Source organism: Vibrio coralliilyticus ATCC BAA-450 (assembly GCF_000176135.1).
Classification (GTDB): domain Bacteria; phylum Pseudomonadota; class Gammaproteobacteria; order Enterobacterales; family Vibrionaceae; genus Vibrio; species Vibrio coralliilyticus.
Genome location: NZ_ACZN01000017.1, coordinates 340132 through 365480, shown reverse-complemented (window position 1 = coordinate 365480; position 25349 = coordinate 340132). Strand labels below are relative to the sequence as shown.

The window sequence follows — 25349 nt, the reverse complement described above, 5'->3', positions numbered from 1 at the left end:
TGTTGTAGGTTTCAAAAAATAGAGGATGCGAGCTAGGCTAACATCCTCCATAACGTCTTAATTGTAGTAGGAGTTTCGGGTATTACAAAATACCGTACTAAGCCCCTTTAAGCAGATTTATACGTCGTAAGTAGTAGACGCTGTGTCGCCGCCTGTACCAGTCCAGTTCGTGTGGAAGAATTCGCCACGTGGACGATCAGTACGCTCGTAAGTGTGAGCACCGAAGTAGTCACGCTGAGCTTGAAGTAGGTTAGCTGGCAAACGCGCTGTAGTGTAACCATCTAGGAACGACAGTGCAGAGATAGTACAAGGCATTGGGATACCTGCTTCTAGCGACTTAGCCGCGACTTTACGCCATGCGCTCAGGCTGTTTTGCAGAATGCCTTTGAAGTAGTCATCTGAACCTAGGAACGCGATGTCTGGGTTTGCTTCGTACGCATCACGGATGTTACCTAGGAATGCAGAGCGGATGATACAACCACCACGCCACATTAGCGCTACGTTACCGTAGTTTAGGTCCCAACCGTTCTCGTTAGACGCTTCGCGCATTAGCATGAAGCCTTGAGCGTAAGAGATGATCTTAGAAGCCAGTAGAGCTTGGCGAAGTGCATCAACCCACTCTTGCTTGTCACCTTCAACTGGCGTGATTGTCTTGCCGAATAGAGATTCAGCTTCAACACGTTGATCTTTCAGTGCAGATAGGCAACGAGAGAATACAGACTCAGAGATTAGCGTCAGTGGAATACCTAGGTCTAGCGCGTTGATACCTGTCCATTTACCTGTACCTTTTTGGCCGGCAGTGTCTAGGATTTTCTCTACTAGTGGCTCACCGTCTTCATCTTTGTAGCCAAGGATATCCGCTGTGATTTCTACTAGGTAGCTGTCTAGCTCAGTCTTGTTCCAGTCAGCGAATACTGCCTGCATTTCGTCTGCAGACATACCGAGGCCATCTTTCATGAACTGGTACGCTTCAGTGATCAGCTGCATGTCGCCGTATTCGATACCGTTGTGAACCATCTTAACGAAGTGGCCGGCACCGTCGTTACCAACCCAGTCACAACAAGGTTCGCCAGCGTCAGTTTTGGCAGAGATACCTTGGAAGATAGGCTTAACCGCTTCCCAAGCTTCGGCAGAACCACCTGGCATGATTGAAGGACCAAAACGAGCTCCTTCTTCACCACCAGATACGCCTGTACCGATGAAGTGGATGCCTTTTTTACGACAATGTGCAACGCGACGGTTTGTGTCTGGGTAGTTAGTGTTACCACCATCGATGATGATGTCGCCTTCGTCTAAAAGCGGGATTAGGTTGTCAATGAACGCATCTACAACAGCACCAGCACGAACCATAAGCATCACTTTACGTGGTGCTTCTAGCTTCTCTACAAGCTCTTCCAGAGAGTAAGCACCAACGATGTTAGTGCCTTTTGCTGGGCCTTCTAGGAATTCGTCTACCTTCGCAGCAGTACGGTTGTGAGCAACCACTTTAAAGCCGTGATCGTTCATGTTCAGGATAAGGTTTTGACCCATTACTGCTAGGCCAATTACACCGATATCACCTTTCATTATTTCTCTCCAATTTCTCTAAAAATGGACGCTCGCATTACGCGATTTTTGCTGCTGCGTCTGAATCTAAGTACCACTCGGTCTCACCAGCTTTAGACTGGATTTTCGCAGCTGGATAAGGCAGCTCGCTTGCCGTAGTAGTATGAATTTCGTTTACGATTTCAACTTTGCCTGCACCAAGTACAAGATAGCTGATACGTTTAGCGGCTTCTAAAACTTTCGCTGTTTTAGAAACACGAATCTGGCCTGATTCAGGGTGAGAAGCCAATACTGATAGGTTCTCGTCTTGATAATCAGTTTGACCTGGGAACAGTGATGCTGTGTGTCCATCTGCACCGACGCCTAGCAGAATCCAATCGAAGACAGGCGTGTCGTTTTCCGTTGGAATCACATCCGCCATCTCTCGTGCGAATCGCTCAGCTTCTGCTTTTGGCTCTTCTTCGCCACGGATGCGATGGATGTTTTCAGCTGGTAGGTTCACTTTGCTAAATAGCAATGCGTTCGCTTCACCGTAGTTGCTTTCTGCATCGTCAGGTGCCACACAACGCTCGTCACCCCACCAGAAGTGCAGGTTGTTCCACTGGATAGATGTAGCGTATTTGTCGGTTGATAGCAGCTTAAACAGCATTTTAGGTGTGCTACCACCCGAAAGTGAAATGTGAACAGGTCGACCAAGTTCGCTGAACGCTTTCATGTCGTTCGCTAAGCTTTCTACTACCTGTTCTGCTGTTGGGAAGATCTTATGGTTGATCATAGTTCGCAGTAGTCCGTGTCTGTTAGGTTCTTACATGGGAAACGCCAAGCGCGGTTTGCGCGCTGAAGTAGATCGTCTGCTTCTTTTGGTCCCCATGTGCCACAGGCGTAACCAAATAGCGCTTGTGGGTCTTGTTTGAAATCGAGAATTGGCTGAACGTACTTCCAGCAAGCTTCTACCGCATCAGTACGTGCAAATAGAGTAGCATCGCCATTCAAAGCATCAAGTAGTAAGCGCTCATACGCGGTTAGCATCTGAGTCTCTTCCAAATCATTGTAAGAGAAGTTCATCTTCACTTCTTTGGCTTTAAAACCAGCGCCTGGCTCTTTTAGGCCAAAGCTCATCTGAATGCCTTCATCCGGCTGAATACGAATGATGAGTTTGTTTTCAGGCGCGTTCTGACCAAACACTGGGTGCGGCGTGTTCTTAAAGTGGATAACCACTTCTGTTACGCGTGTTGGCAATCGCTTACCGGTACGTACGTAGAATGGTACACCGTTCCAACGCCAGTTGTTTATATAAGCTTTTAAACCGATGTAGGTCTCAGTGCGTGAATCGTCAGCGACGCCGTTTTCTTCACGGTAGCCAAGTAGATGCTCGCCACGAACGTCAGATGCGGTGTATTGGCCTAGAACTAGGTCTTTACGTAGCGACTCTTCGTCCAGAGGTTTCAAACACTGTAGAACCTTAACGACTTCGTCACGCATAGAATCTGCGTTGATTTGTGCTGGTGGCTCCATGCCAACCATTGCGAGAACTTGCAGTAGGTGGTTTTGGAACATGTCGCGTACTGCACCAGAGCCGTCGTAATATCCGCCACGTTCCTCTACGCCAAGGAATTCCGCACCGGTAATTTCAACGTATTCGATAAAGTTGCGGTTCCAAAGCGGTTCAAACATCGCATTTGAGAAACGCAAAACCAGTAGGTTCTGTACTGTTTCTTTACCAAGGTAATGGTCGATACGGTAGATTTGGTGCTCTTGGAAGTGTTCGTGAATTTCTTTATCGAGTTTTTGAGCAGACTCTAGATCGTAACCGAACGGCTTTTCGATGATTAGGCGTTTCCAACCATCCTCTTCGTTACTTAGACCGTGTGCAGCAAGGCTTGCAGGAATAACGCTGTATAGGCTTGGTGGAGTAGCTAAGTAGAATAGCGTGTTACGTTGCTCGAAGTTGTACTGTTCGGACAGTTGGTCAAGACGGGTAACCAGTTTGCTGTAGTCTGCGGTATCAGAGGTATTGATCGCTTGGTAGTGCAAGTGATTAATGAATGCATCTAGCGTTGCAGGCTCAGTTTTTTCCATTTCCTGAAGTGAGTGCTTCAGTTTCTCGCGGTAAGACTCGTCGCTGTATTCTGTGCGACTGACACCCAGAATGGCGAAGTTTTGTGGAAGCTGCTTACTCGCATAAAGGTGGTATAGAGCAGGGATTAACTTACGATACGTTAAGTCTCCCGAAGCACCAAAAATAACGATGCTGCTGTTTTCTGGTATTACCATCATCTTTCCCTTAGAAACGAGGTAGTTATCATGTGCCGTCAATGCTGGCCTTTGGAAGAGCCAACCCTATCAACGGGACTTCAAAATTGATAATCGGTGATGCCTATTACTTTGATAGCCAAAACCTTAATCTTCTTGAGCTATAGAGATAAATCTCAATTCGGCAGCGTATTGTCTATGAGTATTTGATATACATCAACCTTTGTGAAGGCAATCGATTAAATATTGACTAGCGAAAACTTCAGGTCATTGATTCTATGAGATTTATTTAGAATTCTGATGAGCGCATCTGTATGGAGTTAAAACTCTATTTGTTTACATAATTGAAACGCTTACGGTGGGTTTAGAATAAGGTTTTGAGGTGTGCTTTGACGGTTTGCATATGTTCTTCTCGTTCGACAGGAACGATTTGCTGCGGCGATAAGAACATCTCAGCGTATTTCTGATCAATTTCGTGCTCTAAGAAGAGCAAGTAAAGCTTAGGATCGATATGACCTGAAGTGGCCATGTGAGTCATGATGTTGAGTGACTCCTCCAGATTCTTCGCTTTTTTATAAGGTCTGTCACTGGAAGTGAGTGCTTCAAAAACATCCGCAATGGCCATGACTCTGGCTGGGATAGACAGTTGGTCCTCGTTTAACCCTCTTGGATACCCTTTCCCATCCATGCGTTCGTGGTGTCCGCCTGCTATTTCCGGAATATTTTTCAAATGCTCAGGGTAAGGAAGACGACCAAGCATCGTAATCGTTTGAATGATATGGTCATTGATAATAAACCGCTCTTCATCGTTTAGAGTGCCGTAGCGAATTGAGAGGTTGTACAGCTCTCCGCGATTATATTTAAGGTTTCCGGGTTGAAGGATAAAGTGTTCTTTCCAGACATCCTGCGGACTCTCTCCCTGTTTCCATGGGATATGATGAACCTGCTTATCACTTAATAGTGGCTCCATCACTGGCAACGTCAATGCGTCACCAGCGCGTTGTTTTTCAACCCAAGATACACCAGCTTGATCATCCAAGGTTCTCTTCCACTGTCTTTTTGCTATGTTGTTGAGCCGCTCAATGGCAGATTCTTCCATTTGTTCACTACCGACATTACATTGAGCGATAAACTGAAATTCCTCATCTAACGTTTTGTGTGTGTCTGTCAGGGTGCGTTTTAATTCGGTCGCGCTACCTCCTTGGTAAAGACCTTGCCAATAATCCACTTCTGCTTGAGTTTTTAGCAGTTCAAAGCGCATTCGAATCTCATGGATTCTGTCGTAGATGGTTTCAAGTTTCGTCGCTTTATCAATGACATACTCAGGGGTAGTGACTTTACCGCAGTCGTGGAGCCATGCAGCAAGGTGAAGCTCTTCCCACTGTTTTTTATTCATACCAAATTGCGGGAAGTAATTGTCATCGTCCTGAGCGATCTGAGTCAGCATTTTTGTCAGTTCAGGGACACGCTGGCAGTGGCTACCAGTGTAGGGTGACTTGGTATCAATCGCTGAAGCAATCAGCTCAATGAAGGCATTTAACATGTCTTTTTGTTGCTGCATCTGGTCGATATTTTCTTTGGCGATTTCAGCAAAGCTGAGCAACTCTTTGAGGAATGCATGTTTGTCGCTTTGTTCTTTGGTGATGGCGCGCTCATACCCGAGCAGCAAAATACCAACTAAACGTTTCTCTCGGTTGAGCAGCGGGAAGAAATAGACGTCAGAGTTATAGAAATACTCTTTATGTCGGTTGAGCGCATTATCACTTCGATTGAGGTGCATAATCTCGCCTCGACGCAAATCGGTCTCCAACCAAGCCGTCTCAGTCAGAAACTCATTTAGTTCAATCTTAAATGGAATGATGGCGTGGTTCGCTGCAGTCTCAAATGTTTTATGTTGTTCCGAGTAGGTGTAGAGAACAATGGTCTCTGCTTTTGTGACAAGGTAACTTTGGTGTGTGATGGTTTTAGCGAGAACTGAGAAATCCTGATTACTAGCCGTGTCGCGCAACAAGCGCAGCAAATCATGTAGAGTATGCTCCATCAGCTCAATCGACTCGGTCAGATTGGCGACTTCTTTGATGACACTTTTAGGGTAGCGGGTTTTTTTGAAATCAAAGCGAGCGATATTATCAGTGAGCAAGACAAGGTTTTGCAAAGGTGTCGCCAATTTATTCGCCACGACCCACACAACGACAAAACAAATAGCGAGCATAGCCATCGCAACGGTGATCTGTCGGTCACGCATCGAAAGTAAATTGGCTAACAGATCATCTTGTGGGGTCGCCTCTGCGAGAAGAAGGCGCACATGTTCATTTAGCACCACTGGGGTTAATGTTACCGCCCAGTTTTTACCATCGTCGACGACGGGCTCATAAAGTGTCTGGCTGCTATGACGATCGAGGATGGAGGAGAATAGACTGTTCTCAAGTTTTTGTTGAATTTGTTCATTATCTAGAGCGAGATCGACACCTGTCTGATGCTGAGCTAACACTCTGAATTGATTGTCAAAGAGCATAAGCTTGGTGTTGTCAGAAAAGCCAATCTCACCAATTTGTTGTGATAAGGAAGATAGCGTGAAATCGGCCGCTACCACTTTTCCGCCATCTACTGAGCGGCGAGATAAGGTCACGCCGTTGGTTTTCAGAAAGTAAAAAAAATACGGTTCGGTGAGGCGGATATCTCCGTCAGGATCGGCGTTGGTAAACCAAGGCCTGACTCTGGGGTCGAATTCGTTGTCGTTGGTTTTTTTGTATCCGATACGTTTGTGATTGCCATCTAAATAATGGAACTCATTTGAACCATCGACCTTTGTGAAATTGATCATCATGCTGGCTTTGGGTGGTGCGCCAAATCGTTCACGAGATTTGTTGTCGCGCAGTGGACGAAGCATCGTAAACTCACCGTGCTCATTCGCATAGAACAAGGCGACTAGCCCCTGATTTCGTTGAAAAATTAACTCTAATGAAGAGAGGAATCGTTTCGCTCTGAGTGGAGCTTTACGTTCATCGATAACGGCACTCAGTGCCATGAAATCGAGAGTCGTGAGTATAGGGCCTGCTCGCACCATGAATGTGGACTCAAGTTTTCGACTGTTCTCACTGCTAAGTTCTTTAGCGCTGCCAGTCAGCAATTCCTGAGAGTGTCGATAGCTAATCGCAATTAACACGGTACCGACTAAGGTAGTCAGCACTAAAAACAAGCTTGTTATATGGATACTCAGCGAATAGCGACGTTTCTTCATGTCTTGCCCATTAACCAATTACTTAATAAGTATTGGTCAATATACGAATCATGCAAAAGTTGTCGTTAAGCTTTGCAAGACTAATGCGCTAGTTTTCTGATTTACAAAGTAATATGTCGTTAAATCAACTATAACTAATAGAGGATGGGAAAAGGAAAAAACAGGATGCTAACGCTAAATTATCAGATTGAGGTGGCGACAACGCCAGAAACTATCTGGAAAGTGCTTACGGAAGTTGAGCTGTATTCACAGTGGGCGAGAGTATTTTCACCTCAATCCCAGTTCGAAGGCGAATGGTTGGAGGGGAGCAATGTGTCCTTCTTCGATCCAGAGCTAGGTGGGACTCGAGCTATTGTTGACCGTATCGAGAAGCACAAAGTAATTGAATATCATCATATTGCTATCTTCAACCCAGATCATATACAAGACATAGACAGTGATTCTGCTAAGAAGTGGATTGGCAGTAAGGAAAGTTATCAGATCATGCCGCTGGAAAATTCAGTCTTGCTTAAAGTGACAATTGAAACTCATCCTGACTTTGTCAGTATGTTCAATAGTGGATGGGAGAAGGCGCTGCCATTGATCAAAGTAATATGTGAGCAACAAGGAAGTTAGACTGGTAAAATATCGACCAGACTTTGGGAGATTTAGGAAGCTGACATTATGAAGCTTGTTGTTGACACGCATACTCACACTTATGCGAGTGGTCACGCTTACAGCACACTTATTGAAAACGCTAAACTGGCAAAAGAGCATGGTCTGGAGATGTTTTGCACCACTGATCACGCAGAATCGATGCCGGGAGCGCCACACTACTGGTTTTTTTCTAATCAGCGGGTCTTGCCTCGATTTATAGAAGGCGTTGCCGTCATTCGTGGTGTTGAATCCAATATTCTAAACACGAAGGGGGAAGTGGATATCCATCCCTCAACAGATAAGAATCTAGACTGGGCGATTGCCAGTTTTCACGAGCCTGTATTTCGCCCTTCTAGTAAAGAAGAGCACACTGAAGCCCTCATCAATACTATTCGTGGCGGTCGAGTTGATGCTCTGGGGCATCTAGGCAATCCGAACTTCGACTTTGATTTTGAATCGGTTCTAACGTGTGCCAGAGAGCATAACGTAGCAATCGAAATCAACAACACCACATTAAAAGGCAACAGCAGAGTGGGAAGTGTAGAACGCTGCCACGAAATCGCCCAGATTGGTAAAACGCTGGGAGTGTATTTTACCACGGGTAGTGATGCTCATTTCTGCCAGGATGTTGGTAATCTCAGTTTAGTGTCTGATTTGATGGATGATGTCGGTATCGACAGTACGCGGGTTATCACGTATTCTGCTCGCCAATTCCTCGATTTCCTTGAACTACGTGGTCGAGCACCGATCGAGGATTACGTCAATTTATAAGTTGATACAATTTTCATCTCAAGTGTGCTGACTGAATTCAGTACACTTTCTCCTCCTATTCCAAGATAAGAACAATACAATGAGAAAATTAATTCCAGCTCTGGTACTGATGGTATCGGTACAAGCTTTTGCGTCAGATTTCGACCTGAAAGCAACAATGAAGCAAATGAAAGTTGAATTTAAACACGCTGCTGAAGCAACTGAAATTACTGATATGAAGACAGCGGTGACTAATCTGTCTGAACTGGTCGAGCAGTCTAAGCGTGGTGACTACCCACCAGAGAAGTTTGATATCTACTTTGAGGGTTTCAATAAGCTATCAGGTGCGTTGGATAAAGTAGAAGCGCAATTGGACGCTGGTGATATGGCGTCGGCAAAAGAGTCTTTGCGTCAGGTCGATGAACTTCGCATTGAATATCACGACAAACGTAACCCAAGCATCTGGAGTAAGCTATTCGGCTAAACTGGTGTTTGATTTGGACTGTTGCTGAACTGAGCTTGCAAGAAAGGCAGGAGTAACAGTCCAATAACCGCTGAGCAGATCGAAATTGTGACGAAAAATCCAGTCCAGTGGAAATACTCCATAATGATAGCCATAGGGTAGCCTGCCAGCGCCGCCCCCATATAAGCAAATAGCCCGACAAAACCCGTTGCTGCACCCGCTGAGTCTTTGTGCGAACACTCTGCAGCGGCCATACCGATTAGCATTTGTGGTCCAAACACAAAGAATCCAATGGCAAAAAATCCAGCGGCCTGAAAAGCAAAATTCGTCACTGGCATTAGCCACAAAGCGGCCACTGACAAGAAAACTCCCATCGCAAAAATCAGGTTCATTGGACCACGATTTCCACCGAACAATTTATCTGACCCCCAACCCGCAACCAAAGAACCGATGAAGCCACCGATTTCAAACAAGGATAAAGCGGCATTTGCGTTGATCAAGTCGAAACCGTGCTGTTCGGTAAGGTATAGATTACCCCAGTCATTGACCGCTGTTCTGACGATGTACACCAACACGTAGCTAAACGCCAACAACCATATATATTTGTTGTTTAGGACATAAGTACGCAGAATTTGGTGGGGTTTCAGTCCTATACCGTCGTTCTCTTGTGCCAGCTCAAGCTTGTCGTTTTTCCATCGGCCAATGGTGGGTAGCCCCATAGTGATCGGTTTATCTCTTAGCCTCCAGCAAAGGAAAAGCCCGATGATGACACCGATAATCCCCGGAATAACAAAGCCTTCCCGCCAGCTGTAATGTAGTACCATGTAACCGACGACAAGAGGGATTAAGGCTCCGCCAACGTTGTGGGCGGTATTCCAGATAGCCCAGAAGAAACCGCGTTCAGAGCGTGAATACCATGTCGTCAGCAGTTTTGAACAGGAAGGCCAACCCCAGCCCTGAAACCAGGCATTGAGTACCCAAAGCGTGAACAGCGCGTAGAGTGAGCTGGATAAGCCAAACAGAATGTTAATGATGCCTGTCGCAATTAATCCAAGCCCCATGAAGTAGCGCGGATTAGAACGATCGGAAACGATACCGGAAACGAACTTAGACAAGCCGTAGGTCAGATAGAAGAACGTGCCCATCAAACCTATGTCACTTTTGTCTAAACCTAAGTCTGCGATCAAAGCAGGTGTCGCATAGTTAAATGTCTTGCGGGTGAAGTAAAAGCCAGCATAGCCGAGATACATACCGACCATGATATGCAGCCGCCAGTACTGGTAAGTCGATTTCACTTCGTGGGTAGTGTGATTAGGTTGAGCGATAGAATCTGACATAAGTTACACCTCAAATTCCCGGCAATTCGACACGAATAGAAGTACCATGCTGCTCTGATTCATGCTGGCTATAGCTGCGAATATTAAATCGCCCACCGAGGGCCTGCACCCTCTCTTGCATGCCTTTTAAGCCAAAGCCTTTTTGGCTGTCCTGTAGTTTGAATCCAATGCCGTTGTCTTGAATCTTGAGTTCGACTTCGTCTCCCAGTTTGATATCAATCTCTAAACGGCTAGCCTGAGCGTACTTCTGCGCATTGTTAAGAGCTTCCTGACATATCCGATACAAGGTCGCACTGGTCGCATCGCTTAACGTAGATACATGCCCACCTTGCAGTTTGAACGAGACGTCAACGCCTTGCTGCTCAAACTCCATTTCGCGAACTAACTGTTGCAGAGCTTCTACCAGATCAAGGTCATCCAGTGCTTTGGGTCTGAGGCGAGTCAACAGCCCTTTAGTGGTGTCATAAACATTCAGCGATAAAGATTCGATGGTGGTGGCGCAATTGGCGCTCATCTCTGGGTTTTCAACTCGCTTAATGATGCTGGCTTGAGTGCGGATGGCCGTAATATTCTGGCCGATTTCGTCGTGTAATTCGCGTGCGACTTCCTGACGCACGGATTCTTCAGCCTTCACCAACTGACGGGATAAGTTTTGGTTGCGACTTAACTCGTGGCGCAATTTTTGGTTCAAATCTCGTTGGCGCTGGACTGCCATGCCCAGCAATATCCCTGTTAAGGTCTGTGCCGTAATCGACAATAGAAGGTCGGTGACTTCGATTTGTGACACGCCGCTGCGTGCTGCAATCAAGGCGATACTGTTGAGTAGGGTACCAAGCATGGCACCTTGCCAGCCGTAGCGAAAAGCGAGCAGGATGATAGGAATCGCAAGGCAGAAAGGGGCAAAACGACGCAGTTCATCGGGAAGCCCAATTTGTAGCGCGATGCTGACAGAAAACACGATCACGAACAGAATAATCGGTTTGACATTGAACTGAATGGGCTGGCTGATCAAATTGGACGTCAACGGCAGCCAAGTGCTTTGAAACAGGTAGTTCCAGACCAGATAACAGGTCGGAACCAGCATGAGCCCACCAGTGACGCTAACCAGCCAAACTAAGCTAGGTGACTCAACGTGACTACTTACAGCAGCAACATTGATCAGCGACGACACTATAATTGCAGCTGCCTGAACCAGCAATCGTTGAGATTGCGCCCCGTAGTTAAATCGCACCGCCATAGCAGTAACTGGAATACTGGCGGCACTGGCTGCTAAAACGGTAAGCCATTGAGGCTGGTCTAGCAATAGCGCTAGAGAGATCGTCAGCAGCCATTCGGCCGCATAAATTGCAGGCCAGTGCTTCTTGGCTGTGTGTAGGGTGACTCCCAGTCGCAAAGCGAAGGGAAAAAAGAGAATAGCCAGCTCAGCGTCATTAACGAAATTATAAGAAATGACCCATAAGCAAAACCAGCTGCACAGGGTAATGAACCAAGCACAGGTTGAAGTGATCAGGTAGTTGCGCATTAGAGCGGGATTTCCTGACTGAACAGCTTAGCCAGCTCAACGTTGTTTTTGACCGCGAGTTTGTCCATGGCATTGGCGCGATGGACGTGAACCGTCTTGTGGCTCAAACCGAGCTGGCTAGCCACTAACTTAACATCCATGCCTGTCGCAAGCAGTTCACAGACTTGTTTCTCACGCTTAGTTAGCTGACTTAATGAAGCGGTCGACTTTTTAGGAGAGGCCAACTTCAAGGCGATTTCTGGGGTTAAATAGCAGCCCCCAGTGGACGCGGTTCGTACCGCTTGAACCAGTTCTTCCGGGCTGCATCGTTTAGTCAAATACCCAAGAGCCCCTGCTTCAAGCGCTTTTTCTACCATCGCGGGAGAATCATGGACACTCAGCATAACGCAGGCGATGCCAGAAGGTAGCGACTCAAGTAGAGTGAGGCCACTTTCATCGGGCATCGATATATCGGTAATGCACACATTGGCGCCGCTACCGGGCAAGCCTTGTTTTGCATCGGACACAGAGTTGAATTCACCAACAACGTTAATGTCACTTTCCAAGCTCAGAAGCTGGGCGAAACCGGATCGGACGATGACGTGATCATCAACGAGAGCAACATTAATCATGGCAATTATCCAAAGCAAGGCAGAATGCGGGGTAAGGTACCGTTAAGTGTATCAATAGGCAAATAGCGTTTGGAACTAAAAAAAGCGCTATCTATATCTCTCTGATTCAGGCGAACAGCGAGTATTAGATAGCGCTAACTGGGGGTATTAAGCGTTTACTTGAGCGAGCTGTTTCTTAGCTTTACGAATCTTCTTCTCTTCAGCGATGGCTACAAAAGCAAGTAAGCCGATACAGATAGCCGCAGAAGTATCCAGCGCAGCAAAAGTGCCTTGCCAACCCGTCAGGCCAAAAATAGGCGTGCCGTCTGCAATCATACCTAGACCAAGTTTCGCGAAGCTATCACCGATCAGGTACGCAAATGTGCCTTTCACACCGTCAGCGACACTGATGGCTTTCTTCGGTACAAAGCCAACGGCTGCAACGCCAATCAGCAACTGAGGACCAAATACAAGGAAGCCTAATACGAACAGTGACGCTAGGTACATGAACTCGCTGGTGGCATGTTGGTAGAACTCGAGTGACACAATAATCAAGCCAAGTGATACACAAGCAACCAGCGCACGGCGACCGTTAGCTAAGTCTGACAAGTAGCCCCACATTAATGTACCGACCAGTGCACCCACTTCGAATAAGGTGAAACCAGAAATTGCCGCTTCTTTAGATAGACCAAGCTCTTGGTAGGCATAAACCGTTGACCATTGGTCGATACCAATACGCACGATATAAAGGAAAATGTTGGCGAAACACAGTAGCCAGATCACTTTGTTTTTCAGTACATATTCAACAAAGATTTCTCGCTTAGACATTTGCTGCTCTTCCGCGGCATTGTCTTCTTCACTGACAGCTTCATCGAACAGCTCTTCCACTTTACCCAAGCCGTAGGCCTCTGGAGAGTCGCTACCAAAACGCATCCCGATAAAACCTACAATCAAAGCGATGATAGATGGGAAGATGAACATACCAATCACGTGACCATCGAATAGGTAATTCGCGCCAAATAGAGCGACACCTGCAGCGCCCGCACCACCAACGTTGTGCGACATGTTCCACAGACCAAGGTATGAGCCGCGCTTGTTACGTGGTGTCCATTTGGTGATGGTTGAGTAGCTAGAAGGGCCGCCCGTACTCTGGAAGAAACCACTTAACGCGTAAAACGCAACCATGAGGAATAGGCTGATGCTACCGCCTCCCATGCTCATACTGAAACCCAGCATGGCAAGGCCCGAAAGGATCAGCATGAATGGCAGAAACTGCTTGGTGTTTTTGCCGTCGGCATAATAAGACACCACAGTTTTACCAATGCCGTAAGTAATCGAAAAGCCAAGGCCAATCATACCTAGTTCAGTCATTGATAGACCGTAAGTAGAGATCATATCGTTCTGAGCGATATTGAAGTTCTTACGAATCAGGTACATGGTCATATAGCCGATGAATACAACCAAGTAAGATTGCAAGAAGGGTTTGAACCACATTTTTCGGCGAACTTCGACTGGCAGGTCCAGTGTTGGTTTGCGCACTTGTTCTAGAAATTTCAACATAGTGAATCCTTAGAGCCCAGCTTAGCCCGTTGGGCAAAGCAAATAAAAAATTCGGTTGATTTAGCTGACAGGCAGTCAGGAGTAAATCGATGGCGCTAAGTGTATTCATCGCGGTGCGTTGTGGCTTGAGAGATGCTCCTAGGTGGACTAGGAAAATTTCCTAGATCGAATTGGCTAGTGAGTGTTTCGTGAATAGTGTCACATGATTGATTGGACTCGTTTCGGTTAGTTATTGTTCTTTTTGTAGAAAAGTTATGACTAAGCTAATGTTTTGCAGCACAACTGGCTGAGTTTGTTAACTTCACGTTATATAGTTACAGCTAACAAATCGAGAGTGATCATGTTACGCGCAACGAATTTTAACCGGACGATGTTATTGGCGAGTGCCCTGAGTTGGCTGCTCGTTTCTCTGATGCCGGTCATAAATGCGCACGGCTCAAACGCAGGAGTTTGGGCTACGTTATGTACCATCAATGGTTTCGAGCTGGTTCAGGTCGAAGAAGGTAAACCGGAAACTCAGCACGGCAAGCCTTGTCCATTCAGTCACTTTTCCTCTTTCCATCAGGATTCACTTCCAACACCACCTTACTTTACACGACAGTCGTATGTGAGTGATGAAGCGTATGCTTTTTTGGCTCTAAGCGTTCGCTATCAGCTTGCACTCCCACGTGCGCCACCCCTGTCTATTGCTTGATATAAAAATAAAATTATTAAATAAGGCATAGCGCCTCACTGTAAAGTCTACGCTCAGCAAACACCATTGAACGATCAATTCGGGTTGAATCCGAAGGGCTTTGCTGCGCGCAATAAAAAGGAAATTGTAATGTTGGGTAGTCAAACTCAGACTTCACCTAAGGAATCTTCACGCCTATCTTCAGAGAAGGCTCGAACCAAATCACGCTACTTCATGACGTGGCGCTGGCATTTTTATGCTGGCCTTTATGTCATCCCATTTATGCTTATGCTCAGCCTGACAGGGCTTGTCATGCTGTTTGATGATGAAATCGAACAAGCCCGATACCAAGATGAATTGGTTGTCATGCCTGAATCTTCAAAAGTTCCGGTCTCGCAGCAACTAGAGAGCGTTCAAGCTAGTTACCCATCTGGGCAGGTTACTCAGTATATCCCTGCCGCTGAAGCCAACCTGGTCAATAAGTTCAGTGTGCGTCTGGAGGATGGCACTTCGGTGTTTGTCACCGTGAATCCCTATAGTGGTCAGGTATTAGGTGAAATAGATCGCAGTGACAGCTGGTATCAGCTTGCGAATGAAATCCACGGAACCTTGTTGATTGGCCAATGGGGTGATTACTTAATCGAAGTCTCTGCTAGCTTGAGTATCTTACTGTTGGTGACGGGTATCTATTTGTGGTTACCAAGGGACAACGCAAGCAAAGCAGGATTTCTGAAAGTGCGCGTTACATCGGGCACACGTATCTTGATGCGCGATCTGCACGCGAACTTGGGGGGAGTATTGTCCGTTGTGTTACTGTTTTTCGTCATTTCAGGTTTGGCTTGGGCTGGCGTTTGGGGTAGCAAGATGGTTCAGACGTGGAATACATTTCCCACTTACTATACTTGGGGTGATAAGCCAGAGTCACAGCTGACTCACGCTGATCTCAATCACGGCAGTGAGGAAGAAATGCCATGGAACTTAGAACAGGCTCCGTTACCTGAATCTGCGGGGCATGTTCATGGCAGCGAAGATCATGCTCATCATGAACATAGCTCGTATGATATCAGTCAGAGTATTGGTATCGATTCGATAGTCGAGCAAGCCCAGCGCCTTGGTTTTACTCAGTTTAATCTCTTTTTACCTCAGTCTGAAACGGGTGTGTATACGTTAGCAGCGAATTCTATGGCGGGTGACATTAGCGACCCGAGAAAAGATAAAACCACTCACATAGACCAGTACACAGGTGAAGTGTTGGTGGATGTGACATGGGAAGACTACAGTTTGTTCGCTAAATTTATGGCAGCAGGAGTGTCTTTGCACCAAGGGGATGTCAGCGTGGTTAACAAGATACTCAATGTTTTGTTTTGTGTGGCGTTCATCGTTATTTCCATTACTGGTATTGTGATGTGGTGGATCAGAAGGCCGTCAGGCAAGACTCGAGTCGGTATTCCGCCTCGCTTTGAAAGTGATGGTATCTGGAAGGTGGGTGCAATTACACTCGCTATGGTTGCAGTCTTTTTCCCGCTAGCAGCGGTGACTATCGTGCTCTTTGGTGTGATTGATTGGTTTGTTTTCCGGCAGAAAATGGAAACGTCAGCAGCCTAGTACAACAACAAAAAAGGCCACCTATTGGTGGCCTGATTCACGTATGGTTCTGCTATTTTACTGACCAGTCGATGGTCTCACCAGCGCGAATTGGCACGACAATGTCCTGACCAAATGGCATTGATTCTGCAACTGCCCATTCTTCTTTAGTGAGCGTCACGGTATCTGAGTTACGCGGCAGACCATAGAAGTCTGGGCCATTGTGGCTCGCAAATGCTTCAAGGTTCTCTAACTTACCCTCAAGCTCAAACACTTCTGCATAAAGCTCTAAGGCTGCGTGAGCAGTATATGAACCAGCGCAGCCACACGCTGCTTCCTTCATACCTTTTGCATGCGGAGCGGAATCTGTACCTAGGAAAAACTTCTTGCTACCGCTGGTTGCAGCTTCAATCAGCGCTTTTTGGTGGGTGTTGCGCTTAAGAATCGGCAGGCAATAGAAGTGAGGTTTAATTCCACCAACCAACATGTGGTTGCGGTTGTATAACAGGTGGTGAGCTGTGATAGTTGCCGCAACATTATCGTTGGCGTTTTTAACAAAAGTTGCCGCATCCGCCGTTGTGATGTGCTCAAGTACGATCTTCAATTCTGGAAAATCATTGACGATGGGCGCTAAAACCGTATCTAGAAACTCTTTCTCACGGTCAAAAATATCGACATCATGAGTCGTCACTTCGCCGTGGACCAGAAGCAGCATGCCGACTTCCTGCATTGCTTCAAGCACATGGTAGATGTTTTTAGCAGAAGTCACACCAGAGTCAGAGTTGGTTGTTGCGCCAGCAGGGTAGAGCTTGGCTGCCACCACTTTGCCTGAAGCTTTCGCTTTGCGAATTTCATCGGGTGAAGTGTTATCCGTCAGATACAACGCCATCAAGGGCTCAAATTGTTCGCTTGGTTTTTCTGCCATGATGCGCTCACGATAAGCGAGTGCCATTTCAGTGTCGGTAACTGGTGGGACTGTGTTTGGCATGATTAGCGCTCGACCATTGTAGCGGCTGATGTCGCGGACGGTATCTGTTAGAACATCACCATCGCGTAAGTGAACATGCCAGTCGTCAGGACGAGTGATCGTAAGTGTTGTCATTATTGCTCCCACCATAATAATAAGTTGTCTGATTGGAGCCTAAGCATCAACGAAAACTGTGAAGGCAAACGCTTACGCTTAGGCGACAGGATGATAGTGCAAAGTGCCTTTTAATGCATCTGTTTTTTACTTTTGAAGTGGGTTGGATGAAAGAAAAGGGCTAATCCGTTAACCCTGAAATATCGGATTTTCATATTCCGTTATACAACACAACAATGTTTGGAGTACCGCACCTGGGATAATGCGGTAAATCCATACTAGCGAGCTGGAATATTAGAACAAGTTAATTTAATGGATTCTTACATAAGGGGGGAGGGTGTTAACAGTTTTCAAGACAAAGACATATTTCGATACGCTTTATGATGAGGTTTCGAGTTAATTATCGGATTCACAAAGTTTGAAGTGAATTTTATGATTGGAACTGACATCTTCATGAAACATCTCGTTAGAGAGTCGGGTATAATCGCAGCAAATAACAAAGCTCAGGATTAGCAATGTCATCTCCAACTCTTTCTCAAATCAACGTTTTCCCAGTTAAATCCTTAGGCGGTATCAGTCAATCTTCTGCTTGGGTAGAAAAGCAAGGCCTGATGTTTGACCGTCGCTTTATGCTTGCTTTGTCCGATGGATCTATGGTGACGGCACGTAAGTATCCGCATATGGTTAAAGTTCAGTCAAGCTTGACGCCAGACGGTTTAATTTTTGTTGCTGAAGGCAAACCGCCGCTTCGCTTAAAGTACTCAGATTTTAAAATGCAGGAAGCCCCTGCTCAGGTATGGAAAGATAATTTCACCGCGTATACCACAACGGACGAAGCGGACGACTGGTTCAGCGATGTCTTACAACAGAGAGTAGAGTTGTTGTTTTCAGGTGAACAATCGAACCGTGTGCGAGAGAAAGTTGGGCACAACGTCAGTTTTGCCGACGGTTACCCAATGCTTGTGATTGGTCAGGGTTCTTTGGATGAGCTCAACCGTCGCAGCCCTGAACACCACTCTATGGACCAATTCCGTGCCAACCTGATTGTTTCTACGACTGAGGCGTTTGAGGAAGACAGCTGGAAGCGAATCCGTATTGGGGAAGTGGAGTTTGAAGCGGTTAAAGCGTGTGAACGCTGCATCCTGACAACGGTTGATGTCGATAAAGGTGAATTCAGGCCAAGCAAAGAGCCACTCAACACACTGTCTCAGTTTCGCGCGAACGAGCGAGGTGGCGTTTTCTTCGGTCAAAATCTAGTCGCTAAGAACGAAGGCATGGTTCGTCAGGGAGACGTTGTTGAAGTTCTCGAATACAAAGAGAAAGAATTTTATCCAGACAACACTCCGGCACAATTGGTGATGACGTGTGTTGAACGTGAAGAGATTGCTCGTGACTTTGTGACATTTTGGTTAGAACCAGAACACGGCACCGCTCCTGTCTATCTACCTGGCCAGCACTTACCGATTTCATTGGATATTGATGGTGAAAAAGTTGCGCGTCGTTATACGCTTTCTTCTAGTCCCTCAAGGCCTGGACGGTTGGCTATTTCTGTCAAACGTATTGACGGCGGGCGAGTATCCAACTGGCTCAACGACAATCTGAAAGTCGGCGATACGTTAGCTTGCGAAAACCCTGATGGCAGTTTCCATCTTGGAGATAAACACGACCAACCCATTTTACTTTTGTCTGCGGGAAGTGGCGTGACACCAATGCTGTCGATGCTGAGATACTTATCTGATTACGATCAAGCGGATGATGTTATCTTTTACCATCAGTGCCGCAGTGTAGAAGATATACCTTGTAAAGAAGAGTTAGATACCTACAAACGTAAACACCCTGGCTTGAGAGTGCTGATTTCGTTGTCTCAGCCACCTATCGACTGGTTTGGTTTAAAAGGGCGTTTAACGACCGCACACCTAAAACAGATTGAAAATCTTGAACAGCGTCAGGTGTTCGTATGTGGGCCTGATGGTTTTATGCAGAAAGCTAAGAATCTTTTGTTGAAGAAAGGCCTGCCAGAAGAGTGTTACCACCAAGAAGCATTTGGTGTTTCGCAAACCAGTACACAACCTTTTAAAGAAGTACAGATCAGTGTTAACGGCCAACCGTTTGTCGGTAATAACCAAAAGCCACTGTTGGAACAAGCTGAGGACGCAGGTATTCCGATTGCGCACAGTTGCCGCGCTGGTTTGTGTGGTGCATGTAAGGTGACGGTTGAATCAGGAAAAGTTCACCAACCAGATGTACCAGGATTACAAGATCATGAAATGAACATGGGTATTGCTCTAGCTTGTTGTTGTGTCCCTGAAACTGATATCGAAGTGATGAATTAAACACAACTTAGGACAAGTCATCTGAAAGGTAAAAGCCCCAGACCAAAGGTCTGGGGCTTTTTTTAGTGTGAATACTTTGTTTAATTTGTATTTAGGACGTATTCATCAGTCTGAGCCAACTGACGTGTCGTAACTCAGTCGCATAATGATATTAAAAACAATAGGATAGTGTAACTGTCCGATCGGACAGGTTTTGTGTTAAAATTGATACGATTTGGTAGATTAAAGCAGAAAATATAGACATAACTAATCAAATTAACTTCGATTATTTGTGTTGAAATTGAGAAATACTATTTTCTGTTACTGGTACGGTTTAATATGCCCACCTAATAGCGCTCTCGTCACTGCTTGGCAGCGATTGGTTGCTCCGAGCTTCTTACAGGCATTACTGAGATGGAATTTTACGGTTCTTTCAGTGCAATCGACAATATCAGCTATCTCAGAAGCGCTCTTTCCATCAGCCGCCCAAGTTAGGCATTGAATCTCTCTGTTAGTCAGCATGGCTTGCGAATGTTCGGTCTGCGATGCGTGAGATAAACGCGAAAGGTTTTGCACAATAAGAGGAACAATCAGTTGAGCAAATAGCAATACGTCGGTGTGGGTAGGGTAGGCAATAACATCTGATGTCGCGAAACTGAGCATACCCACTTCACCATTTAATCCATGGATTGGAATGCTGATTCCTTGTTCAATCCCCTGGATATGGGACAAAGAAAAAAGCTCCTGACTGTGGATGTCTATTTGTTTGGAAGATTCCCAGACACTGGGCATACAGTTTGATGCGCCAAACTTGCAAATAGGATCTACGTACATCAGCCCCAAATTACATGAATCTTCTCGGCAATCGGCGGGGAAGTTGTCTACGACGATAAAACGACCATTTTTAATATGCGGGTCAAACGATACACCAAGTACAAAATACTCACTGTTAACTATATGGTTTAACTGCTCAAGCAACCTTCCCATTGATTCAATAGAATCAATGGTTTGGTAGTCATCTATCAGACGTAAAATTTCTTTCATTGAGTGCCATAAACGCGACTTTTTATTACTTATAACAAATTACAATCGGGTTATGTAATATTTTTCTCATGTTAAAAGTGAGATTGAAGGATTTTTGAACATACTGATAAGTCGAAATAGAAAAAGGCGCCCAATGGCGCCTTTTCCTATTTTACCACCTGAAGAACGGTGTCATTTTCTTTTGCGTAAGATTCAATTTCTTTAGGTGGTTTTCTATCAGTAATAATTAGATCGACGTCAGCGATAGTGCCAAGTTTTACCATAGCATTGCGACCAAATTTACTGTGGTCAACACCGAGGAAGACGGAGCGACTGTTTTCTATGATGGCGCGTTTGACGCGAACTTCATGATAGTCAAAGTCGAGCAGTGAGCCGTCATAATCGATCCCTGAAATACCCAGAATGCCGAAATCGAGACGGAATTGAGAAATAAAATCTAATGTCGCTTCACCAGTGACGCCGCCATCTTTGCCACGAACCTCTCCACCTGCCAAGATCACTTTGAAGTCGGGCTTCGACATCAAAATAGTCGCGACATTAATGTTGTTGGTTACGATACGCAGATTCTGATGTTTGCCTAGTAGTGCTCTTGCGACGGCTTCTGGAGATGTTCCGATATCAATGAACAAAGTCGCGCCATCTGGAATGTGCTTGACCAATTCCAGCGCGATCTGGCCTTTTTCCTTTTGATAGGAAATCTGGCGAGTCTGATACGAGGAGTTCTCTGCACTAGATGTGATAGTCGCTCCACCGTGGTTGCGGCGAATCTTGTTGTCATCAGCTAGCTCATTGAGGTCACGACGAATCGTCTGTGGGCTCACGTTAAATCGTTCAACCAATTCGTCAGTACTGACAAAACCTTGAGTTTGCACCAGTTCAATAATTTCCTGGTGACGCTTAATGGCTTTCACTAACAATGTCCTTGTCTGTTGGAATGGAGTAATTCTACGGTTTGCGTGAGGCAAAGCAATGATTTGTGAGCGAAACTGGCTGGTTAAAGTTCGTTTTAAGAAAATGTTCACATAAACGAGCATTAATCATTAGGGTTAGAGCTTCTGGCTGCGATTGCGTCCTTTGTTTTTCGATACATAGAGCGCTTTATCAGCACGACGGTACAAATCAAAAAAATCCTTATCTTTTTCTGTTAATTCGGTGACTCCGCAACTGATGCTGAAATTGTTGTTGTCAGTAAAAAAGGGAAAAGAATAAAAGTCACAACGCAGGCGTTCGGCGATCTGGAGTGCTTGCTCTGCGTTCGTTTGATGCAGAACGATGAGGAACTCTTCCCCGCCGATTCGCCCGCAGGAATCGGTTGAACGTATATGAGAGCGAGCAATATCTGCCAACTGTACGATGACCTCGTCACCATGGTCATGGCCGAAGGTATCGTTAATATGCTTGAAATGGTCGATATCAATCACGATGCAAGAAAGAGATAGATCGTGGGTTTGAGCATGAGCAAACTCTTCTGAGAATTGGCGCCACAACTTCCGGCGATTGTACAACTTAGTAAGATCGTCGGTATTGGCCAGCTCAGCCAACTTTTCACGCATTTCAACAATGTCAGTAATATCTGTTGAAACACCGATCAAGCCAATAACTTCGTTAGTTACAGAGCTGATGATCGGCTTTTTAATAGCTCTGTAAACTCTTAACTTGCCATCTGGAATAGCTCGAGCGTGTTCTTCATTGATCACCGTTTCACCAGTTTCGAACACAGATTGGTCGGTGTGGAGAATATCTTTGAGAAGATCGGGCTGAAAGTAGTCGTAGTCAGTTTTGCCTTTTAGTGACTCAAGATCGGTTTTAAACAGTTCTAGAGTGAGTTGATTCGCGTAGAGGTACTCTCCTTTGCGATTCTTAACGAAGACGTAAGAGCCGATTTCATTGAGTACTTCTTCATGTAGTGCAAACTTATTATCTTCGTATATCTCTTCAATATGCTCCAATTCGATCATAAGACCTCCCTGTAGTGTGAGGTCTAGCCTTATTCTGACGTCTTATTGATGTTGTTTAATATAAACATATACTCTTTTGCCGGACTCCACCTATACCTGCTTAACATTTTGCAGACTTTCATCCGTTCTTCGCACACGTTTTATTTGTGAGAGTATGACACCAGAGATCACCATAATTCCGCCCATGACGTGGTAACCCTCAATGTTCTCTCCCAGTAAAGTTGCTGCCAGAGCCACCGCTACAACAGGAAGCAGGTTCATGAACATCGCACTCGAATCTGCACCTATAGCATCAATCGCTTTGACCCACATCCAAGGCGCGAGGAGAGAGCCAGCCAAGGATGCATAAGCAATCAGAGAAACAGAACCTGGCGTTGGGGCTAAATGCTCACTCGATAGCCAAAGTGGAGTCAGTATGAGTACAGCGAACAGCCCTTGCATATAGATGAGTATCCAGTTAGACAAAGGCATTTTCCAGCGCTTTATAAGCACACAATATGTGGCGTAGCAAATGGCTGCCAATACCATCAGGGCGTCGCCTTCAGTGACACTTTGGTGGAGGAAGAAAACCATATCTCCTTGTCCTAGCATGAAAGAGAGACCAGCCAGAGAGATAATGCCACCGATAATACTGAGCGGTGAGATGCTTTTTCCGAGGAGCGGTACGCTCATAAATACACTAAGGAGCGGAACCAGTGAGGTGATTAACGCCATGTTGGAAGCCGTGGTGGTTACGCCGGCGTAGTACCCCAGAGATTGATTTAATACCATGCCAAGTAAAGCGAGGAAGGCTAGTTTGTTCAAGTGAGGCTTGATTACAGTCCACTGTTTGATGACCTGAGGTAAGCAGAAAGGGGTGAGTACCAACATGGCAAAAAACCACCGAAAGAAGCTCATTGCACTGGGTTCAATTACTGAAGCGGCCATTTTGTTGATGATGGCATTGCCTCCCCAGATAAAGACAGTAAAAAGTGGAAGTAAGTAGATCATGTGATCTCAATCTCAAAGTGAACAGTGGAAGTGAGTTTGACAGGTCTGTATGATTGTAGATATCTCTTAAAAGACATCGAACGCGATAGGAAGACAAATTTGAGAAAATCGGTCAAACACCTTCATCCTTCCTTATCAATCGATAAGGCACCATCAGATGTGTTTATGAATTTTGAAGCGTTCCTATCGAACACGGAAACGAGAATGCATAGTCATCCGTGGGGCCAAGTTCAGCTGATTAGTGGTGGTATTCTGGAAATGGAAGCGGAAGGCACTCGATTTCTTGCGCCGCCGCATCTCGCTATCTGGGTGCCCGCAGGTGTTATGCATACCAGCTACAATCGCAAACCACTGTCGTATTGTTCACTGAACGTAGCACAAGATCTGACCACGCACTTTCCCGACTGTACCAGTTTGATCAAAATTACGCCTATTGTGTCCTCAATCATCGATGATTTTCGCCAGCGAGGGATCAATGTGGCGCAAACAGAGCAAGATAAACGCTTAGTACAGGTTTTATTGGATCAACTGGCGACACGAGATACTCAGCATCATTTTCTGCCATCTTCAGATAATAAATACCTAGCAAGAATATTGGCCGAAGTAGAAGAAAACCCGATTGATAATACCAGCCTATCCGAGTGGGCTGAGAAGGTACATACCACAGAGCGCACCTTGGCAAGGCACTGTCAGTCTGAGTTAGGGATGAGCTTTACTGAGTGGAGGCTGAGAGTACGCTATTTATACTCAATGGATTTACTGAGAAAGGGTCATTCGGTGAAAGAAGTCGCTTTGACGTTAGGCTACAACCAAGCCAGTCCGTTTATCGCGATGTTCAAGAAATACTCCGGGCAGACCCCGGAGCAGTATAAGAGTAAGCTGTTATAGCTTTTTGATTACGAAATCCAACCCGCCTACGATGGCCGCAACTTGAGCATCGTTACACTCTTCGTCGGTTACTTTAGGACTATCAGGGTAGACTTCAGTAGTGGTGCCGTAAGTGCAGTTGGTTACACCGCCACACAGGCCAAGTTTTACCATCGGATAATTGATGACGCCATCCTGTACAACGGCTGAACCGATGATTTCGCCTTTTTCATCAGCAGGAGCAATATGAGTCACTTTTCTAACTGACTCAATCACCGCTGCCTGAAACTCAGGTTGAGGGTTTTCAGTATCACCTACCGTGTAGAAGCCATCAGGAATCATACCTTCGATATACTCAATGCCATCACGGGCAGCCAGAGCAGGTCTGAACTCGGTTTCATCCGTGTCTGTAGTTTCATGCAAATCAATATGAACCAGTACTTCTTGTCCTATTGATGCCACAAGTGCTCTTAGATTGGCGGATTCTTCTGCTGGGCTGTTTTCATAGAAAGAGCGGTTCGGGTCAATCGCTAGCGGGTTCCAGCGATTGATCGTCTCGTAACCCCATGGGCTGACACATGGGGCGACGATGATGTTGAAGTGCTCAGCGTATTTTTCCATCTGAGTGTCAGCAAATTTGAGTGCACCATGAACGCCGCTGGTCTCGTAGCCATGAACACCGCCTGTCACCAGAACAACGGGTTTTGCACTGTCCCAATTCTTACTTTTAATGCAAAAAAGTGGGTAGCGGCTTGGGTCGTAGGACAGCGCACCATACTGTTCGATATCGAACCTTTCTTGTAGGGCTTGAATCTTTGGAACCACTTCTTGTTGGTATTCACGTTTGATGGTGGTTTGTTCGCGCCAGGCTAGTCGCTCGGCGTCTTGCCATTTTTGACCAGGTGTTCCGATAGGGTAAGAGTAAGAGCTGTGCATTACTTTG

The 25349-nt window shown here is 45.9% G+C and carries 21 protein-coding genes; 7 read left to right on the top strand and 14 right to left on the bottom strand.

The window, feature by feature from the left end:
* Positions 1-117: 117 nt before the first annotated feature.
* The 4 genes from gnd to VIC_RS16830 form a co-directional block, all read right to left on the bottom strand.
* The gene (gene gnd, locus VIC_RS16845; protein WP_006961276.1) at positions 118-1566 is read right to left on the bottom strand and encodes a decarboxylating NADP(+)-dependent phosphogluconate dehydrogenase; all 1449 of its coding nucleotides are present in this window, start codon (positions 1564-1566) and stop codon (positions 118-120) included.
* A 37-nt stretch (positions 1567-1603) separates the two neighbouring features.
* Complete coding sequence (gene pgl, locus VIC_RS16840; protein WP_006961275.1) at positions 1604-2320, bottom strand: 6-phosphogluconolactonase; 717 nt, start codon at positions 2318-2320, stop codon at positions 1604-1606.
* Positions 2317-3819: a glucose-6-phosphate dehydrogenase gene (gene zwf, locus VIC_RS16835; RefSeq protein WP_006961274.1), complete on the bottom strand. Its 1503-nt coding sequence runs from the start codon at positions 3817-3819 to the stop codon at positions 2317-2319. The genes pgl and zwf overlap by 4 nt, the downstream gene beginning before the upstream one ends.
* A 343-nt stretch (positions 3820-4162) precedes the next feature.
* The gene (locus VIC_RS16830; protein ID WP_006961272.1) at positions 4163-7039 is read right to left on the bottom strand and encodes an HD domain-containing phosphohydrolase; all 2877 of its coding nucleotides are present in this window, start codon (positions 7037-7039) and stop codon (positions 4163-4165) included.
* A 165-nt stretch (positions 7040-7204) separates the two neighbouring features.
* Here VIC_RS16830 and VIC_RS16825 point away from each other — a divergent pair, with 165 nt between their 5' ends.
* The 3 genes from VIC_RS16825 (at position 7205) to VIC_RS16815 (ending at position 8909) form a co-directional block, all read left to right on the top strand.
* On the top strand, positions 7205-7654 hold the full coding sequence (locus VIC_RS16825) for an SRPBCC family protein (protein WP_006961271.1): 450 nt from the start codon (positions 7205-7207) through the stop codon (positions 7652-7654).
* A gap of 48 nt (positions 7655-7702) precedes the next feature.
* The gene (locus VIC_RS16820) at positions 7703-8446 is read left to right on the top strand and encodes a phosphatase (protein WP_006961270.1); all 744 of its coding nucleotides are present in this window, start codon (positions 7703-7705) and stop codon (positions 8444-8446) included.
* 79 nt (positions 8447-8525) lie between these two features.
* Positions 8526-8909 (top strand): cytochrome b562, encoded by a 384-nt coding sequence (locus VIC_RS16815; protein WP_006961269.1) that lies wholly within the window; start codon positions 8526-8528, stop codon positions 8907-8909.
* Here VIC_RS16815 and uhpC read toward each other — a convergent pair.
* The 4 genes from uhpC to uhpT all read right to left on the bottom strand — a co-directional run bounded on the left by uhpC (position 8906) and on the right by uhpT (position 13897).
* A complete protein-coding gene (gene uhpC / locus VIC_RS16810; RefSeq protein ID WP_006961268.1) occupies positions 8906-10225 on the bottom strand; it encodes an MFS transporter in 1320 nt (439 codons plus the stop codon). The two genes, VIC_RS16815 and uhpC, sit on opposite strands and share 4 nt — an antisense overlap.
* Positions 10226-10235: 10 nt before the next feature.
* On the bottom strand, positions 10236-11747 hold the full coding sequence (gene uhpB, locus VIC_RS16805) for a signal transduction histidine-protein kinase/phosphatase UhpB (RefSeq protein WP_006961267.1): 1512 nt from the start codon (positions 11745-11747) through the stop codon (positions 10236-10238).
* Positions 11747-12358: a transcriptional regulator UhpA gene (gene uhpA / locus VIC_RS16800; protein ID WP_006961266.1), complete on the bottom strand. Its 612-nt coding sequence runs from the start codon at positions 12356-12358 to the stop codon at positions 11747-11749. Before uhpA ends, uhpB begins: the two co-directional genes overlap by 1 nt.
* Before the next feature lie 147 nt (positions 12359-12505).
* A complete protein-coding gene (gene uhpT, locus VIC_RS16795) occupies positions 12506-13897 on the bottom strand; it encodes a hexose-6-phosphate:phosphate antiporter (protein ID WP_006961265.1) in 1392 nt (463 codons plus the stop codon).
* 340 nt (positions 13898-14237) lie between these two features.
* Here uhpT and VIC_RS16790 point away from each other — a divergent pair, with 340 nt between their 5' ends.
* Positions 14238-14591: a hypothetical protein gene (locus VIC_RS16790; protein ID WP_021456747.1), complete on the top strand. Its 354-nt coding sequence runs from the start codon at positions 14238-14240 to the stop codon at positions 14589-14591.
* 129 nt (positions 14592-14720) lie between these two features.
* Positions 14721-16175, top strand: a complete 1455-nt coding sequence (locus VIC_RS16785) for a PepSY-associated TM helix domain-containing protein (protein ID WP_006961263.1) — start codon at positions 14721-14723, stop codon at positions 16173-16175.
* A gap of 52 nt (positions 16176-16227) precedes the next feature.
* Here the strand turns inward: VIC_RS16785 and pyrC are convergent, their stop codons facing one another.
* Entirely contained in the window at positions 16228-17256 is a 1029-nt protein-coding gene (gene pyrC / locus VIC_RS16780; protein WP_006961262.1) for a dihydroorotase, read from the bottom strand.
* Between the two features lie 494 nt (positions 17257-17750).
* Here pyrC and VIC_RS16775 point away from each other — a divergent pair, with 494 nt between their 5' ends.
* Entirely contained in the window at positions 17751-19568 is a 1818-nt protein-coding gene (locus VIC_RS16775; RefSeq protein ID WP_006961261.1) for a hybrid-cluster NAD(P)-dependent oxidoreductase, read from the top strand.
* Positions 19569-19868: 300 nt separating this feature from the next.
* Here the strand turns inward: VIC_RS16775 and VIC_RS16770 are convergent, their stop codons facing one another.
* The 4 genes from VIC_RS16770 to VIC_RS16755 all read right to left on the bottom strand — a co-directional run bounded on the left by VIC_RS16770 (position 19869) and on the right by VIC_RS16755 (position 23539).
* Positions 19869-20591: a helix-turn-helix transcriptional regulator gene (locus VIC_RS16770; RefSeq protein WP_006961260.1), complete on the bottom strand. Its 723-nt coding sequence runs from the start codon at positions 20589-20591 to the stop codon at positions 19869-19871.
* A gap of 146 nt (positions 20592-20737) precedes the next feature.
* Entirely contained in the window at positions 20738-21502 is a 765-nt protein-coding gene (locus VIC_RS16765; protein ID WP_006961259.1) for a DeoR/GlpR family transcriptional regulator, read from the bottom strand.
* A gap of 135 nt (positions 21503-21637) precedes the next feature.
* Complete coding sequence (locus tag VIC_RS16760; RefSeq protein ID WP_006961258.1) at positions 21638-22549, bottom strand: sensor domain-containing diguanylate cyclase; 912 nt, start codon at positions 22547-22549, stop codon at positions 21638-21640.
* A gap of 90 nt (positions 22550-22639) precedes the next feature.
* Positions 22640-23539, bottom strand: a complete 900-nt coding sequence (locus VIC_RS16755; RefSeq protein WP_006961257.1) for a DMT family transporter — start codon at positions 23537-23539, stop codon at positions 22640-22642.
* Between the two features lie 99 nt (positions 23540-23638).
* Here VIC_RS16755 and VIC_RS16750 point away from each other — a divergent pair, with 99 nt between their 5' ends.
* Positions 23639-24427, top strand: a complete 789-nt coding sequence (locus tag VIC_RS16750) for an AraC family transcriptional regulator (protein WP_039952136.1) — start codon at positions 23639-23641, stop codon at positions 24425-24427.
* On the opposite strand, the gene VIC_RS16745 is transcribed toward VIC_RS16750, so the two are convergent.
* Positions 24422-25342: a M14 family metallopeptidase gene (locus VIC_RS16745; protein WP_006961255.1), complete on the bottom strand. Its 921-nt coding sequence runs from the start codon at positions 25340-25342 to the stop codon at positions 24422-24424. The two genes, VIC_RS16750 and VIC_RS16745, sit on opposite strands and share 6 nt — an antisense overlap.
* Between the last annotated feature and the right edge of the window lie 7 nt (positions 25343-25349).